This is a genomic window from Bradyrhizobium sp. 18BD (genome assembly GCF_054185225.1).
Genome location: NZ_JAVAYL010000022.1, coordinates 1 through 15,337, shown reverse-complemented (window position 1 = coordinate 15,337; position 15,337 = coordinate 1). Strand labels below are relative to the sequence as shown.

Sequence of the window (15,337 nt, the reverse complement as noted above, 5' to 3'; positions counted from 1 at the left end):
GTCGTCATTCCGGGGCATCGCGAAGCGATGGGCTATGGTGCGCAATTGCGCACCAGAGAATCCATCGGGCCGCACGCACCGCGGTGAAATGGGTTCCGGGCTCGCGCTGCGCGCGCCCCGGAACGACGGTTAGTAGATGGACGGCTCGCCGATCGGCGCACCGAAATCAGTCTCGAGGAAGTCGAAGTCGCAGCCGTCATTGGCCTGCTTGATGTGCTTGGTGAACATCCAGCCATAGCCGCGCTCGAAGCGGCGCTCGGGCTGCTTCCAGGCGGCGCGGCGCTTTGCGAGCTCGGCCTCGGGGACGTCGAGATTGATGGTGCGCGCGGCGACGTCGAGCGTGATGCGATCGCCGTTCTGCACCAGCGCCAGCGGGCCGCCGATATAGGACTCCGGCGAGACGTGCAGAATGCAGGCGCCGTAGCTGGTGCCGCTCATGCGCGCATCCGAGATGCGCACCATGTCGCGCACGCCCTGCTTCACGAGCTTGGTCGGGATCGGCAGCATGCCCCATTCCGGCATGCCCGGTCCGCCTTGCGGCCCGGCATTGCGCAGGATGAGGATGTGGTCTTCGGTCACGTCGAGATTGGGATCGTCGACCGCCTTCTTCATCGAGGGATAATCGTCGAACACCAGCGCGGGGCCGGTGTGCTTGAGGAAGCGCGGCGCGCAGGCGGAGGGCTTGATGACGCTGCCGTCGGGCGCGAGATTGCCCTTGAGCACGGCGAGCGCGCCTTCCTTGTAGATGGGATTGTCGATCGAGCGGATCACGTCGTCATTGTGCACTTCGGCATGGGCGATGTTCTCGCCCAGCGTCTGGCCGGTGACGGTGATGCAGTCGAGATGCAGATGCGGCTTGATCTGGCCCATCAGCGCCGGCAGGCCACCGGCATAGAAGAAGTCTTCCATCAGATAAGCATCGCCGCTCGGACGGACGTTGGCGATCACGGGCACCTTGCGGCTCGCCTTCTCGAAATCGTCGAGGCCGATGTCGAGGCCGGCGCGGCGGGCCTGCGCGATCAGATGGATGATAGCGTTGGTCGAGCAGCCCATCGCCATCGCGACGGCGATCGCGTTCTCGAACGCCTTGCGGGTCTGGATCGTCTTCGGCGTCAGGTCCTCCCACACCATCTCGACGATGCGGCGGCCGCATTCAGAGGCCATGCGGATGTGGTTGGCGTCGGCGGCCGGAATCGAGGAGGCGCCCGGCAGCGTCATGCCGATCGCTTCAGCGATCGCGGTCATGGTCGAGGCCGTGCCCATGGTCATGCAGGTGCCGTAGCTGCGGGCGATGCCGGCTTCGATGTCGAGCCAGTCCTTGTCGGAGATTTTTCCGGCGCGGCGCTCGTCCCAATATTTCCAGCCGTCGGAGCCGGAGCCGAGCGTCTTGCCCTTCCAGTTGCCGCGCAGCATCGGGCCCGCCGGCAGATAGATCGCGGGGATGTTCATCGAGGTCGCGCCCAGCAGCAGCGCTGGCGTGGTCTTGTCGCAGCCGCCCATCAGCACCACGCCATCGACCGGATGGCTACGCAGCAGCTCCTCGGCGTCCATCGCCAGCAGATTGCGGTAGAGCATGGTGGTCGGCTTGAGCAGCGATTCCGACAGCGACAGCGCGGGCAGCTCCAGCGGCAGGCCGCCGGCCATCAGGATGCCGCGCTTGACGTCCTCGACGCGCGACTTGAAGTGCATGTGGCAGGGCTGGGCGTCCGACCAGGTGTTGAGGATCGCGATGATCGGGCGGTCCTTCCACTCCTCCGGCGCGTAGCCCATCTGCATGGTGCGCGAGCGGTGACCGAACGAGCGGAGATCGTCGGGCGCAAACCAGCGTGCGCTGCGAAGCTGGTCGGGTGTTTTCTTCTTGGTCATGATTGGGTGCCCCATTTCTGGACCGTATTCCGCTCGATGGCGCGGAAGATCAGGTTCTCGACAAAGAGCCCGATGATAATCACCGTCAAGAGGCCTGCGAACACTGCGGGTATGTCGAGGAGATTGCGGTTCTCGAAGATGAACCAGCCGAGCCCACCCTGCCCCGAGGACACGCCGAACACCAGCTCGGCCGCGATCAGGGTGCGCCAGGCGAAGGCCCAGCCGATCTTGAGGCCCGTGAGGATCGAGCCGAACGCCGCGGGGATGAGGATTTTCGCCACATAAGGTAGCCCGCGCAGGCCGTAATTGCGCCCGACCATGCGTAGCGTGTTGGAGACGCTCTTGAAGCCGGAATGGGTGTTGAGCGCGACCGGCCACAACACCGAATGGATCAGCACGAAAACGAGACTGCCGTTGCCGAGCCCGAACCAGATCAGCGCCAGCGGCAGCAGCGCGATGGCCGGCAGCGGGTTGAACATTGCTGTCACCGTCTCGAGGAAATCGGTGCCGATCCGGGTGGAGATGGCGAGCACGGTGAAGATCGCGGCGAGCACGATGCCGGCCGAATAGCCCATCAACAAGACTTTCAGCGAGGTCCAGGCGCGCATCGGGATCGTGCCGTCCTTCACGCGGTCGTACAGCGTCGCGATCGTATCGTGCAGGGTCGGAAACAGCAGGGGATTGTCGAGATAGACGCCGTAGGCTTCCCAAACCGCTGCGAGGAACAGGATGATGACGGCCTTGCGGACAAAGCCGTCGTTCCACAACAGCTCAAGCACGCTCAGCTTGCGCTCGACTTCGCTCGCACCGGTCGCGGCGACCGGCGCGTCACGCAGCAATATTCTTGCTTCGCCCATCAGATCTTCCCTCAATGCGCCGTGGCTTCGCCGGCGAACAGGAGATCGTGGATCTCCTTCTCCAGCCGGCCGGCGCTGCCGTCGTCGTTGCCGACCTTGTCGACGTCGATCACCTCGGCCTTGACCCGGCCGGGATGCGGCGACAGCAGCAGGATGCGATTGCCGATGCGGATCGCCTCCGCGATCGAATGCGTCACGAACAGCACGGTGAACTTGGTCTCGCTCCAGAGCTGGAGCAGCTCGTCCTGGCAGGTCCGGCGCGTCAGCGCGTCGAGCGCGGCGAACGGCTCGTCCATCAGCAGGATGTCCGGCTCCATCGCCATGCCGCGCGCGATCGCGACGCGCTGCTTCATGCCGCCGGAGAGCGTATGCGGATAGGCGTCGACCACGCGGGTGAGGCCGACCTTCTCTATATAGGATCGCGCTCGCATTTCCGCGTCCTTGCGCGACAGCTTTCGCGCAGTCAGCAGCGGAAACATCACGTTGGCGAGCACGCTCTTCCAGGGCAGGAGCTGGTCGAACTCCTGGAAGATCATCATGCGATCGGCGCCGGGACCGTGGATCTCGCGATCGCCGATGGTCATGCGCCCCTCGCTCGGGGTCATGTACCCGCCGACGGCCTTGAGCAGCGTGGACTTGCCGCAGCCGGACGGGCCGAGCAACACGAAGCGGTCGGACTTGTCGACCGTAAAACTCACTCTCTCGGTGGCGGTGACGACTGCGCTGGAGGTCTTGTAGCGCAGCGTCACGCCGTTGACGTCGAGCAGCGCCATCAGTTGCCCTTCAGGTCGTGCGCGACGGGGAGATAGTAATCGGTCCAGGCCTTGGGCTGGTTCTTCAGCGTGCCGGTCTTGAACAGATGCGCGGCGAACTTCATCGTCCCCTGCGGCTCGAGATTCCATTCCATCATGCCGGGCTCTTTCAGGAGATCGAGCAGCTCCTCCACCGAGGTCTTGTCGCCGGTGATCTCCTTGTAGATCTCGACCGCCTGCTTGGTGTCGCTGCGGATCAGGTCCTGCGCTTCCTTGGTGGCATCGCGCACGGCCTGGATGATCTTGGGATTGGCGTCGGCGAATTTCGTCGTGGTGAAGAACTGCGCCTGGCTGAGCGGACCGCCCATCACATCGGGCGAATTCAGCACGACATGCGCGCCCGGCACGTTCTTCAATTCGAGGAACGTATAGGGCGGGATCGAGAAATGATTGTGCACCTCGTGCTTGGAATTGGCGAGCGCCGCATAGGCGTCGGGATGGCCGAGCTGCACGGTGTTGGCATCGAGCTTCGACCATTGATCGGCGCCGAAGGCCTCGGCGGCCGCGATCTGCAGCACGATCGCCTGGGTGGAGACCTTCACGGTCGGCACCGCGATCTTGTCGCTGGGGCCGAAATCCCTAATGGACTTGATGTCGGCATCGCGGCTGATCAGCGTCATCGGCTGCGCCGAGGTCGCGACGATACCCTTCACGCCGCCGCGGGTGCGATCCCACAGCAAAAGAAGATTGCCGGTGCCGGTGTTGAGGATGTCGACGCCGCCCGCGAGCAGTGCATCGGTCTGCGCACCGCCGCCGGAGAAGGTGACCCATTTGGTGGTGACACCGGGAACGCCGAGGCAAGCTGCATGCTTCTCGATCAGCTTCTGCTTTTCCATGATGTGGCTCGGCATGTAGAAAATGCCGGGCTGGCGCGACAGCGAGATCTCGGACTTTTGCTGCGCCTGCGCGGCGGAGACCGAGAGAGCGGTTGCGGCGATCAGGGTGGCAGCCGCGAGCCGGCTTCGAAGATGCTTGATCATTGTTGTGTGTTTCCTCCGGCCAGCGTCGAGCTGCGTTGACCCAGCTGATGCACTAATATATTAGTGCATCAAAGGCAAGCGGGACCCGACATGGAAGCAGCCACCTCCGCGCCACGTGCACCCGCAAAAACGGCATCACGGCTCGATCGCGCCCGGCAGGCCGCGCCGCAGGTGTTCGAGCGCCTGCGCAATGCGATCATCGCCCTGGAGCTGCCGCCGGGCGCGCCGCTGTCGCGCGCCGAGCTCGCCGGCCAGTTCGGAATCAGCTCGACACCGGTGCGCGATGCATTGATGCGGCTCGAGGAAGAGGGCCTGGTCGACGTCTTTCCGCAGCATGCGACCGTGGTCAGCCGGATCGACATCAGCCGCGCGCAGCAGGCGCATTTCCTGCGTCAGGCGCTGGAGCTGGAGATCGTCCGGCTGCTCGCCGAACAGCATGATGCAGCCCTGATCATCCGCCTCGACCACGCCATCGCCCTTCAGCAGCAATTCGCGAAAGCCGGCGAGTTCGAAGCCTTCATGGCCGGCGACAACGACTTCCACGCCCAGCTCTACGCGGCGGCCGGCAAGCAGGAGCTCTGGGCGCTGGTGCGCAGCCGCAGCGGGCATATCGACCGGCTGCGCCGGCTGCATCTCCCCTCACCCGGCAAGGCCCAAAACATCGTGCGCCACCACAAGCTGATCACGCGCGCGATCGAGTCTGGAGACGCCGATGCTGCACAACAGCATCTGCGCAAGCATCTGTCCGGAACCCTGAGCGAGCTGGACGCGATCCGGAGCCACCACCCGGAATACCTGACCGACTAGCCCCATCCGGTACCGGCCCCACCCGTCCTTGTGCACGCCAGCGTGCTTAACCATGGTCGCAGCGCGCCATCCGCCCTTCGGCCGAAAAAGGCAATCGCGTCAAACGCGAAGTGCTTGCGGGCAGGCCGGAATCCGCGCAACAATTTCGCATTTCAGTCTTTGATTTGGGTTGCGGGACATCCCATCCGACCCGGAGGATTTTTCACGTGGCCAACATCCTGATCGTGGATGACGACCCGGCCGTGCAGATCACGATCCGGCTGATTCTGGAGCGGGCCGGTCATCACATCACCGTCGGAGGCGATGGCCGCCAGGGACTGGCGCTGTTCGAGACCAGCCGATTCGACCTGCTGTTCCTCGACATCTTCATGCCCGGCATGGACGGGCTGGAAACGATGCGCCACATCCGGGTGCTGGCCCCGGCCATTCCGATCATCGTCATCTCCGGCCGCTCGATCACGCCGGACGCCTACGCGGAGCCGGATTTCCTGAAGATGGCGACCAAGCTCGGCGCGGTCGCCAGTCTGCAGAAGCCGTTCGGCCCCGAGGCGCTGCTCGCCGCGGTCGACGGCTGCCTGAAATCGGCGCAATCATCATCCGTGCCGCGACCCGATGCCCGCGCCGGCGGCCGATGACGGGGCAATTCATGTTGCAGCGTAGCAGGACATTCGAGACCGCCCTCGGCGCGGCGCCAGGGCCCACATGACGCTGGCAACCCGGCTAGCCATCGCGATGATCCTGCTGGTCGCGGGTGCGGTCTCCGCCGTCGGATGGCTGAGCCATTACAGCCTGGAGCAGGCCTTCCTGCCGCGCGTGCTCGAGCGCATCGAGACCCAATCGCGGCTGCTGGCGTCCCAGCTCGAAACCCAGACCGACGGTGCGCGCGCCGACATCGTGACGTTCCGCGCCCATGCCGCCGTGCGCGGCATGATCGATGCGCATTTCAACAACGGCGTCGATCCAACCGACCACCTGTCCGAGACAGCCTGGCGCGAGCGGCTGCAGGGGTATCTCCTGGCCAATGTCGGGGCCAATCCGACCTACGCGAAATTTCGCATCATCGACGCCGACGGCCGCGAATATCTGCGCGTCGACCGATCCGGCCCGACCGGATCGGTGCGCGTCGTTCCCGACAGCGTCCTGCAGACCAAGGACGAGCGCGGCTTTTTCCTGGATGCGATCAAGCTGTCCGAAGATCAGGTCTACGTCTCTCCGGTCGATTTGAACGTCGACGAGGGCGTGATCCAGATGCCCTATGTTCCGACGTTGCGCGTCGCGGCACCGCTATTCGGATCCGATCACCGGCTGTTCGGCATCGTCGTCATCAATGTCGACCTGCGTCAGGTGTTCGACCGCATCAGGATCACGAGCCGGCGCGGCGAACAGGTCTATGTCGTCGGCCGCAACGGTGATTATCTCGTGCATCCGGATCGCACCCGCGAGTTCGGCTCGCAACTGGGGACGCCGACGCGCTGGCAGGACGACTTCCCGTATTTTGCGGCCGTGACCGGATCGACCCTGGGTGCAAGCCGGGTCGTCCCGGGCAGCGACGACAAGCCGAGCGGCACCGCGATCTCGCCCGCGATCCTGGCCGAGGGCCAGTGGGTCGCCATCATCCGCGTTGTTCCCAATGCCGTGTTCATGGCGCCGGCCGTCGCCATCGAAAAGAACACCGTCACGATCGGCATCATCGCAGTGCTGGTCGCGGCCGTGCTTGCGGTGCTGCTGGCGCAGTCGCTGACCCGTCCGATCGGACGGCTCACCGCGGCGGTCGAGGCGATCGGACGCGGCAAGCCTGCGGACATCCCGACCGACGCATCCGGCGAGACCGGCATGCTGGCACGGGCCTTCGCCCGCATGGTCGAGGAGACCAAGGCAAAGACATCGGCACTCGAACGCGAGGTCGAGGAGCACCGTCGCACCGAGGCCGCGCGCGACCAACTCGCGGTCCGCGAGCGCCTGTTCAGCGCAGCGGTCGAGTCGTCCGACGATTCGATCGTCATGCAGACGCTCGAGGGCATCATCATCGGGTGGAATGCGGCGGCCGAGCGCCTTTATGGCTATTCCGCCGAAGAAGCGGTCGGACAACCCGCCTCCATCATCCTGCCGCCCGATCGGCGCGAAGAAGGCAAGGGCTATCTTGCGCTGATTGCAAGGGGTGAGCGGATCGAACGCTTCGAGACGGTGCGGCTGCACAAGGATGGTACTCCCATCGAGATCTCGGTGAGCCTGTCGCCGATCCGGGGCCCCGCGGGCGAGATCATCGGCGCGTCCGGCACGGCACGGGTGCTGACCGACGCACGACGAACCGAGCGCGCGCTGCAGCAGCAACTCGAGGAGCGACGGCAGCTGTTCGATGCCTCCGAAGACCTGATCATGATCATGGATTCGCGCGGCCATATCGTCCAGATCAGCCCGAGCAGCGAGGTCATTCTCGGCTACCGTCCCGAGGAGATGATCGGCCGCAGCGGCGTCGATTTCATCCACCCCGCCCATCTCGAGCAATCCCGCGAGGAGATGCGCGCACTCCGGCGCGGCGGGCACCCCAAGCTCGCCGACACGCGCTGCCTCCACAAGGACGGCCGCGAAGTCTGGCTGTCATGGCTCGGCAACTGGTCCGATCAGGCCAAGCGCTTCTTCTTCGTCGGCCGCGACATGACCGAGGCACGCTTGGCGGCGGAATCGCTTCGCGACAGCGAGCAGCTCGCGCGCAACATCGTCGAGACCGCACTCGACGCCTTCGTCCAGACCGACGACCGCAGCATCATCCTGAACTGGAGCTCGCGGGCCGAAGAGCTGTTCGGCTGGCGACGCGAGGAGGCGCTGGGCCGAAACGCCATCGACCTGATCGTTGCCGAAGCCGAGCGCGACAGGGTCAAGGCCGGGCTCGAGCGTTTCCTCGTGTCCCAGAACGGCCAGACGCTCAACCGCCGCCGCGAGCTCATGGTCCGGCGCCGCGACGGCAAGGAGTTCAAGGCCGAGCTGAGCGTCACGGCGCTGAGGCGCCGCGGGGGTATCCTGTTCAACGTGTTCTACCGCGACCTCACCGACAAGATCGCGTCGGAGGAGCGCATCCGCCACGCCGAAAAGATGGAGGCGGTCGGCCAGCTCACCGGCGGCGTGGCGCACGACTTCAACAACATCCTCACCGTCATCACCGGAACAATCGAGATCCTCGCGGACGCAGTCGCCAGGGAGCCGGAGCTTGCGGCGATCACCAAGATGATCGACGAGGCCGCCGGGCGCGGCGCCGAGCTGACCCAGCATCTGCTCGCCTTTGCCCGCAAGCAGCCGCTGCAGCCGCGCGAGATCGACATCAACTCGCTGATCATCGACACCGCGAAGCTGCTGCGGCCGACGCTCGGCGAGCAGATCCAGATCGAATCGGTGTTCGAGGACGAGAACTGCGTTGCGATCGTCGATCCCAACCAGCTCACCACCGCGATCCTCAATCTCGCGCTCAATGCCCGCGATGCCATGCCCGGTGGCGGCAAGCTGATCGTCGAGACGGGCGCCGCCTATCTCGACGAGGTCTATGCCAGCGTCAACGATATCCGGCCCGGCCATTACGTGCTGATCGCCGTGAGCGACACCGGCACCGGCATTCCGTCCAACATGCTGGCCAGGGTGTTCGACCCGTTCTTCACCTCGAAGGGACCGGGCAAGGGCACCGGCCTCGGCCTCTCCATGGTCTACGGCTTCATCAAGCAGTCCGCAGGACACATCAAGATCTACAGCGAGGAAGGCCATGGCACTACGATCAAGATGTACCTGCCGCCCGGCAAGACGGCGACGCCGGTGGGCGAGGGCGTGACGCCTGCGACGATCGAGGGCGGACACGAGACCATCCTGGTGGTCGAGGACGATCGCCTGGTGCGCGACTACGTATTGGCGCAACTGCATGCGCTCGGCTACGTCACCTTGCAGGCAGCGAATGCCGCGGAGGCCGTCGCCATCGTCGCCAGCGGAAAGCCGTTCGACCTGCTGTTCACCGACGTCATCATGCCCGGCAAGATGAACGGACGGCAGCTTGCCGACGAGCTGCTGAAGACGCGTCCCGATCTCAGGGTGGTCTACACATCAGGCTATACCGAGAACGCGATCATCCATCACGGCCGGCTGGATTCGGGCGTGCTACTGCTGGCCAAGCCCTATCGCAAATCGGATCTGGCGCGGATCATCCGCAAGGCGCTGAATGCTTGAGAGGAAGCTCGCGTAGCCCGGATGAGCGAAGCGACATCCGGGACTTCGCGGCAGCGTACCCGGGCGTCGCTTCGCTCACCCGGGCTACAAGAACGCCTTACGACGCCCGCTGGGCCGCGGTCATCACGATGCGGATCAGGTCGGCCGCGTTGCGCGCGCCGAGCTTCTTCATGATGTTGGCGCGGTGGTCCTCGATGGTGCGCGGGCTGATGCCGAGGGTGCGGCCGGCTTCCTTGTTGGACGCACCGGAGGCGAACTGCTCGAGCACCTCGCGCTCCCTGCGCGTCAACGGCTCGCGACCGGGGAAGTGCAGCGAGCCGAATTTCGGCGACGCGCTCTCTGCCTGTCGGCGTGCATAGGCACCGATCGCCTCGTCGAGCCGGCCGACGATCTCGCTGCCGCGGAACGGCTTCTCGATGAAGTCGAGCGCACCATTCTTGATGGCGCTCACCGCCATCGCGATGTCGCCTTGTCCGGAGATCATGAAGATCGGCGCCGGGTAATCCTCGCCGTGCAGCTCCCTCAGAATGTCGAGACCCGACTTTCCGGGAATGTGGACGTCGAGCAGGATCGCAGCCGGCGTGCGATTGCGCGCGACAGACAGCAGCGCTGCGCCGTCAGCGAAACAGATCACCTCATAACCTGCCGCCTTCAACACCATCGACAAGGTGTCGCGAACGGCGGGGTCGTCGTCGACTGCGAAGATTTCACCGCGAGAGCTTTGTTCGGCCATGTGCCACGTCCGGTTGGCATGAAGGACTCGCGTCCGCGCCAACTGTTATGGCGTTCGGCGCGGATTCGGCCCACCCGTATTTGTACGGGACATGGACTTAACGCACAAGTAGCGGCTGGGTGCCTTATTGCGGGAGACGGAGAATATCCATGCTAAATTACGCAGGCACACCCCCGCTCGCCGCGATGGCTGACACCGACGGCCGTCAGTTGATTGCAGCCGAACTTCGCTCTCTGATCGCGCGCATCGAGATCAGTATGCGTCTGATCGACGCGGCCATGATCTCGGACGATCTGGAGCTGGAAGACGATAGCGCTATCTTGAGTGCCGACTTGAGTGCCGACTTGGGTTCCACCGAGATTGTCGTGCTCGACGACGTCACGCCCTGTTATGCCACGGCGAGCGCCGCCCTCAACACCTGCCGGGCGGAGCTCGGACACGCTCTGCAGCAATTGTCGGAACCCGGCAGCCCGGTGTAGGCAGCGATCGGCGCGGCTGATCTGCCGCGGCCGATTGCATGGCAGCTCCGCGCCTCAGGTGCGATGCCGTTCCACGATTGCGTCGGTGGCGACACCACCCCAGGTGTGAATCGCCGGCAGTCCCATCGCGGTCTTGCCGAGATTGGCGAGGCTGATGCGCAGGGCCGCGAGATCGAGCGGCTTGGGCAGGCTCTGGAGCTCGATCCCGACCGAGCGGGCGAAGCTGCGCGCGGCGCTGCGGCGCTTGCCGTCCATGCCGCTGATGACGATCACCGCACCGGCGAATTTCGCCTCCGCCATCTCGCGCAGCACATCGATGCCGTCGCCATCCTCGAGCACGAGATCGAGCGTCACGCAATCGAAGCGCGCGGCGCGGAGCTTCTCGATCGCTTCCGCCACCGACGGCGCCACGGTGACTTCGTGGCCGGCCTGCTTGGCGGCGACCGCGATCAGGCTGCGCTGCGTCGCGTCGTCGTCGACGACCAGAAGCTGAAGCGCGCGCCGCTCGGCGACGTCGGGCAGGTTTGACGGGATGGGGGAGAGGGAACTTCTGGGCATTGCCGTATCCTGAGGATTGAGACGTGCAATTGATACACGGCTCGCGCTTAGGCGACGTAAAGCCGCGCCGGCAAATTCACTCGGATGTTTCAGCAAATATAAAGCAACCCGGCGAAAAGAGTGCCGTTCAGGCCGCCTCGTCGCGGCCGCCGGCGGCACCGCGCTTCTTGCGGTTCTTGCCGCGCAGGAACTGGATGTCCATCTCGGCGCCGTTGACGCGCACCAGCTCGCAGCGGCGATAGGCAAGGCCAGTGGACGACAGCAGCAGGAAGAACTCCTTCAGGTTCAAACCCTGGATCGAGCCTTCGACCGTCAGAATGGCGTCCGTATCGGAAATCGCATTGAGCGTGCAGTCGCGCCGCCACGTCCCGTCGATGGCCATGATGCAGACATCATAGCCCCGGCTGAACGTGACGCGCTCCGCGCCTTTTCCATCCTCTGCCATGCTTATCGTCCCGCCATCACCGCCATGCGCGGCAGCGCGCTGGCGATACCGGCCGGCTTGGCCGCGGCTGCACGCAGATCGTTCGGCTTGTAGAGGCCGCGACGCTCCGGAATCGGGCGGAACGTATCGGTCAGACCGACCACGGTTTCGGCTGCGCCCAGCACCAGGAAGCCGTCGGGCTCGATCTGGCGCGCCAGGCGGTTGAAGATGTTGATCTTGGTGTCCTGGTCGAAATAGATCAGCACGTTGCGGCAGAAGATGACGTCGAAGGTGCCGAGCTGGGCGAAATCGTGCAGCAGGTTGAGCTGGCGGTGCTGGATCATCGCCCGCAATTCGGGATTGATCTGCCAGGTCTCGCCGATCTGCTTGAAATATTTGACCAGCATCTGGATCGGCAGGCCGCGCTGCACCTCGAACTGGCTGTAGACGCCGGCCTTGGCCTTCTCCAGCACTTCCTGCGACAGGTCGGTCGCGATGATCTCGACGCGCCAGCCGGTGAGCGCCGCGCCCATCTCCTTCAGGCACATCGCCAGCGAATAGGGTTCCTGCCCGGTCGAGCCGGCGGCGCACCAGATCCGCACGCTGCGGCGGGCGGCACGCGCCTTGATGACCTCCGGCATGATGTGGTCGCGGAAATGATCGAACGGGACCTTGTCGCGGAAGAAGAAGGTCTCGTTCGTGGTCATGGCTTCGACCACGTCGGTGATCAGCGTGCGCGAGCCGCCTTGCAGCTTCTGCACGAGCTCGGTGATGCCGGAGAGCCCGGCCTTGCGCGCGAGCGGAAGCAGGCGGCTTTCGATCAGATATTGCTTGTCTGCGGAGAGGTCGAGACCGGAATTGTCCTTGAGAAACTTACGCAGATACTCGTACTCGGTCGGGGTCACGGAGAGCCTCTTGGGAGCTGTACTGGAAACACTCTGGCCAAAACAGTTCGGCCAGACACACTCAGACCAAGGCTTGTCCGACCGGGAGCAAGCCGACTTCAGCAAACTTGTCGGCGATGATGTCTTTGTCGAAAGGCTTCATGATGTACTCGTTAGCGCCGCCGCTGAGCGCCTGAGCAATATGAGCCACGTTGTTCTCGGTGGTGCAGAACACCACCTTCGGCTGGTCGCCGCCGGGCAGGCGGCGCATATGGCCCATGAACTCGAAGCCGTCCATCACGGGCATGTTCCAGTCGAGCAGCACCGCATCGGGCAACTGCCGCTGGCAGATCTCGAGCGCCTTCGAGCCGTCCTCGGCCTCGGTGACCTGGAATTCCAAACCTTCCAGAATCCGGCGTGCGATCTTGCGCACGACGCTGGAATCATCGACGACCAAACATGTCTTCATTTTGGCTCTCCGGCTTCGATGTTTCGTTGGCTCACGCAGCCATTTGCACTTCGGTCTTCAGTTCGAGCACGCGATCGACGTCGAGGACGACCATGAGCTGGCCGTCGAGACGGTGGACGCCGCCGGCGAGCTTGGCCATGCGGGGATCGAGGTTGACCGGGTTCTCTTCCATGCCGGCCTCGGGCAGGCGCAGCACCTCGCCGATCTGGTCGATCAACAGGCCATAGGATTCGCCGCGCAGGTCGACTCCGACCGCCATCGGCGCCTTGCCGTCCTCGGCCTTGGGCAGGCCGAGACGCGCGCGCATGTCGATCACGGTGACGATGCGGCCGCGCAGGTTCAGCACGCCCGCGATCTCGCGCGAGGACAGCGGCACGCGGGTGACGCGCTCGGGCATGAACACGTCCTGGACGCGGGAGATCGGCAGGCCGAACAGCTGGCCACCGATCATCGCGGTGACGTATTCGACCATGGCGCCTTCGGTGGACTGCGTCTTGTTGCTCATCGATTTATCTCCTCGTCCCCTTTACGCCGCGGCCCGGCTCAGCTCGGAGGCGCCGGCGGCGCCCGCGGTCTGCTCCTTCAGCGCTGCGATCAGACCGGGACGGTCGAACTTGGCGACATAGTCGTGGAAGCCGGCCTGACGGCCGCGCTCGATCGCCGCCGGCGACACCAGCGCCGACAGGCCGATGATCGGCATCGCGCCGAGATTGCTGTCGGAGCGGATCACTTCCGCGAACTCGAACCCGTTCATGTCGGGCATCTCGATGTCGGTCAGGACCACGTCGAAGCTCTGGGCACGGAGCGCCGCGAGGCCCTCCTGCGCGGTCGGTGCGGTGCGGACGCGATAGCCGGCGGCCTTGAGCACCGGAGCCAGCATGTTGCGGAAGAACGCAGAGTCGTCGACCAGCAGCACCGACTGCGAGTGCATCGACGGCTTCATCTCCTTGCGGGTGAACCAGTCGGCGAACGCCATCGGCAGGAAGTGGCCGACGTCGATCACCTCGGTCGCCTGGCCCTTGATCACGGCCGAGCCGAGAATGCCGGAGGCGGAGCCGCCGACCTCGATGTTGAGGCGTTCCTCGACGATGTCGATGATCTCGTCGACGACGAGGCCCATGGAGCGGCCGTCATCGGCGAACACCAGGATCGGCTGGGCGCCCTGGCTCGCGATGGTGACGCCGTCCATGGCCACCAGCGGCATCAGCTGCTCGCGGTACTGCACCATGTAGCGGCCGTTACTGAACTCGATCTTGTCGGCCGGGAGCTCTTCCAGGCGCGTGACGAGGCCAAGCGGGACCGCCTTGGGCTGCGACGAGCCGGCGCGGAACACCAGCAGCGAGGTGGTCTGCTCGCCCGAACCGATATGGTGCGCGCCGTTGTCGTCGCCCATGTCATGGGCCGAGGAACCGGCGGCGCCGAGTGCCTTGGCAATGCCGTTGGGGTCGATGATCATGATGACCGCGCCATCGCCCAGAATGGTGTTGCCGGAGAACATGTCGATGTGACGGAGTTTTGTCGACATCGGCTTCACGACGATCTCTTCCGTATGGAAGACGCCGTCGACGACGATACCGAAGGTCTGGCTGCCGACCTGGGTGACCACGATGAAGCCGTTCTCGGGATCGCTCGCCGCGCCGTCGTCGATCTTCAGGAGCTTCTTCAGGTGGATCAGCGGCAGCAGCTTGTTGCGCAGGCGCAGGACCGCGGTGTCCTTGATGCGCTCGATGCGGTGCTCGCTGTTGGCGCGGGCACGGACCAGCTCGACCACCGAGAGCTGCGGGATCGCGAAGCGGTCACCGGCGGCTTCGACGATCAGCGCCGAGACGATGGCCAAGGTCAGCGGGATCTTGATGGTGACGGAGGAGCCTTCACCGGCCACCGACTTGATGTCGATGGTGCCGCCGATCTGGTCGATATTGGTGCGCACCACGTCCATGCCGACGCCGCGGCCGGAGACCGAGGTGATGGCGGCCGCGGTCGAGAAGCCCGGCGCGAAGATGAACTTGTGGATCTGGGCTTCGCTCATCTTCTCGAGCTCGGCCTCGGTGGCGAGACCTGAGGAGATCGCCTTGGCCTTGATCCTCTCGGTGTTGAGGCCGCGGCCGTTGTCGGCGATGCAGATGATGATGTGGCCGCCCTCGTGATAGGCGGAGAGGCGAATGGTGCCCTGCTCGCCCTTGCCGGACGCGACGCGCTCGGCGGGGGTCTCGAGGCCATGATCGGCGGAGTTGCGCACCATGTGGGTGAGCGGGTCCTTGATCA

Annotated in this window: 15 protein-coding genes; 4 read left to right on the top strand and 11 right to left on the bottom strand. The window is 64.8% G+C overall.

The features are described from left to right. Positions 1-129: 129 nt before the first annotated feature. Genes araD through RAD16_RS32120 form a run of 4 tightly spaced genes read right to left on the bottom strand, consistent with a single transcriptional unit; the run spans position 130 to position 4,515 of the window. Positions 130-1,866, bottom strand: coding sequence for an L-arabinonate dehydratase (araD, locus tag RAD16_RS32135; protein ID WP_458161842.1), 1,737 nt, complete (start codon positions 1,864-1,866; stop codon positions 130-132). After that, positions 1,863-2,723 (bottom strand): ABC transporter permease, encoded by an 861-nt coding sequence (locus RAD16_RS32130; RefSeq protein ID WP_458161841.1) that lies wholly within the window; start codon positions 2,721-2,723, stop codon positions 1,863-1,865. Before RAD16_RS32130 ends, araD begins: the two co-directional genes overlap by 4 nt. An 11-nt stretch (positions 2,724-2,734) precedes the next feature. Further along, positions 2,735-3,496: an ABC transporter ATP-binding protein gene (locus RAD16_RS32125; RefSeq protein ID WP_458161840.1), complete on the bottom strand. Its 762-nt coding sequence runs from the start codon at positions 3,494-3,496 to the stop codon at positions 2,735-2,737. Next, the gene (locus tag RAD16_RS32120; protein ID WP_458161838.1) at positions 3,496-4,515 is read right to left on the bottom strand and encodes an ABC transporter substrate-binding protein; all 1,020 of its coding nucleotides are present in this window, start codon (positions 4,513-4,515) and stop codon (positions 3,496-3,498) included. Before RAD16_RS32120 ends, RAD16_RS32125 begins: the two co-directional genes overlap by 1 nt. A 90-nt stretch (positions 4,516-4,605) precedes the next feature. Here RAD16_RS32120 and RAD16_RS32115 point away from each other — a divergent pair, with 90 nt between their 5' ends. The 3 genes from RAD16_RS32115 (at position 4,606) to RAD16_RS32105 (ending at position 9,525) form a co-directional block, all read left to right on the top strand. Continuing rightward, positions 4,606-5,322 carry a GntR family transcriptional regulator gene (locus RAD16_RS32115; protein WP_458161837.1) on the top strand — a complete coding sequence of 239 codons (717 nt, stop codon included), beginning with the start codon at positions 4,606-4,608 and terminating at the stop codon, positions 5,320-5,322. Positions 5,323-5,528: 206 nt separating this feature from the next. Next, positions 5,529-5,957, top strand: coding sequence for a response regulator (locus RAD16_RS32110; RefSeq protein WP_458161836.1), 429 nt, complete (start codon positions 5,529-5,531; stop codon positions 5,955-5,957). A gap of 67 nt (positions 5,958-6,024) precedes the next feature. Beyond that, entirely contained in the window at positions 6,025-9,525 is a 3,501-nt protein-coding gene (locus tag RAD16_RS32105) for a PAS domain S-box protein (RefSeq protein WP_458161835.1), read from the top strand. A gap of 97 nt (positions 9,526-9,622) precedes the next feature. On the opposite strand, the gene RAD16_RS32100 is transcribed toward RAD16_RS32105, so the two are convergent. Continuing rightward, positions 9,623-10,258, bottom strand: coding sequence for a response regulator transcription factor (locus RAD16_RS32100; protein ID WP_458161834.1), 636 nt, complete (start codon positions 10,256-10,258; stop codon positions 9,623-9,625). 149 nt (positions 10,259-10,407) lie between these two features. Between RAD16_RS32100 and RAD16_RS32095 the strand changes: the two genes are divergently transcribed. Further along, positions 10,408-10,737 carry a hypothetical protein gene (locus RAD16_RS32095; protein WP_458161833.1) on the top strand — a complete coding sequence of 110 codons (330 nt, stop codon included), beginning with the start codon at positions 10,408-10,410 and terminating at the stop codon, positions 10,735-10,737. A gap of 54 nt (positions 10,738-10,791) precedes the next feature. Here the strand turns inward: RAD16_RS32095 and RAD16_RS32090 are convergent, their stop codons facing one another. The 6 genes from RAD16_RS32090 to RAD16_RS32065 all read right to left on the bottom strand — a co-directional run. Then, on the bottom strand, positions 10,792-11,295 hold the full coding sequence (locus RAD16_RS32090) for a response regulator (RefSeq protein WP_458161832.1): 504 nt from the start codon (positions 11,293-11,295) through the stop codon (positions 10,792-10,794). A gap of 127 nt (positions 11,296-11,422) precedes the next feature. Continuing rightward, the gene (locus RAD16_RS32085; RefSeq protein WP_326896590.1) at positions 11,423-11,740 is read right to left on the bottom strand and encodes a PilZ domain-containing protein; all 318 of its coding nucleotides are present in this window, start codon (positions 11,738-11,740) and stop codon (positions 11,423-11,425) included. Positions 11,741-11,742: 2 nt separating this feature from the next. Then, positions 11,743-12,624, bottom strand: a complete 882-nt coding sequence (locus tag RAD16_RS32080; protein WP_458161831.1) for a CheR family methyltransferase — start codon at positions 12,622-12,624, stop codon at positions 11,743-11,745. Between the two features lie 61 nt (positions 12,625-12,685). Beyond that, positions 12,686-13,072: a response regulator gene (locus RAD16_RS32075; protein WP_326896592.1), complete on the bottom strand. Its 387-nt coding sequence runs from the start codon at positions 13,070-13,072 to the stop codon at positions 12,686-12,688. 31 nt (positions 13,073-13,103) lie between these two features. After that, positions 13,104-13,577: a chemotaxis protein CheW gene (locus RAD16_RS32070; RefSeq protein ID WP_458161830.1), complete on the bottom strand. Its 474-nt coding sequence runs from the start codon at positions 13,575-13,577 to the stop codon at positions 13,104-13,106. Positions 13,578-13,598: 21 nt separating this feature from the next. Further along, positions 13,599-15,337: hybrid sensor histidine kinase/response regulator (locus RAD16_RS32065; RefSeq protein WP_458161829.1), on the bottom strand; the 1,739-nt coding region annotated here is incomplete at its 5' end.

Coding starts and splice junctions, on each gene's coding strand:
- RAD16_RS32075 (WP_326896592.1), bottom strand. CDS start 13,072: ATGAAGACATGTTTGGTCGTCGATGATTCCAGCGTCGTGCGCAAGATC.
- RAD16_RS32070 (WP_458161830.1), bottom strand. CDS start 13,577: ATGAGCAACAAGACGCAGTCCACCGAAGGCGCCATGGTCGAATACGTC.
- RAD16_RS32125 (WP_458161840.1), bottom strand. CDS start 3,496: ATGGCGCTGCTCGACGTCAACGGCGTGACGCTGCGCTACAAGACCTCC.
- RAD16_RS32120 (WP_458161838.1), bottom strand. CDS start 4,515: ATGATCAAGCATCTTCGAAGCCGGCTCGCGGCTGCCACCCTGATCGCC.
- RAD16_RS32115 (WP_458161837.1), top strand. CDS start 4,606: ATGGAAGCAGCCACCTCCGCGCCACGTGCACCCGCAAAAACGGCATCA.
- RAD16_RS32105 (WP_458161835.1), top strand. CDS start 6,025: ATGACGCTGGCAACCCGGCTAGCCATCGCGATGATCCTGCTGGTCGCG.
- RAD16_RS32085 (WP_326896590.1), bottom strand. CDS start 11,740: ATGGCAGAGGATGGAAAAGGCGCGGAGCGCGTCACGTTCAGCCGGGGC.
- RAD16_RS32095 (WP_458161833.1), top strand. CDS start 10,408: ATGCTAAATTACGCAGGCACACCCCCGCTCGCCGCGATGGCTGACACC.
- RAD16_RS32130 (WP_458161841.1), bottom strand. CDS start 2,723: ATGGGCGAAGCAAGAATATTGCTGCGTGACGCGCCGGTCGCCGCGACC.
- araD (WP_458161842.1), bottom strand. CDS start 1,866: ATGACCAAGAAGAAAACACCCGACCAGCTTCGCAGCGCACGCTGGTTT.
- RAD16_RS32090 (WP_458161832.1), bottom strand. CDS start 11,295: ATGCCCAGAAGTTCCCTCTCCCCCATCCCGTCAAACCTGCCCGACGTC.
- RAD16_RS32100 (WP_458161834.1), bottom strand. CDS start 10,258: ATGGCCGAACAAAGCTCTCGCGGTGAAATCTTCGCAGTCGACGACGAC.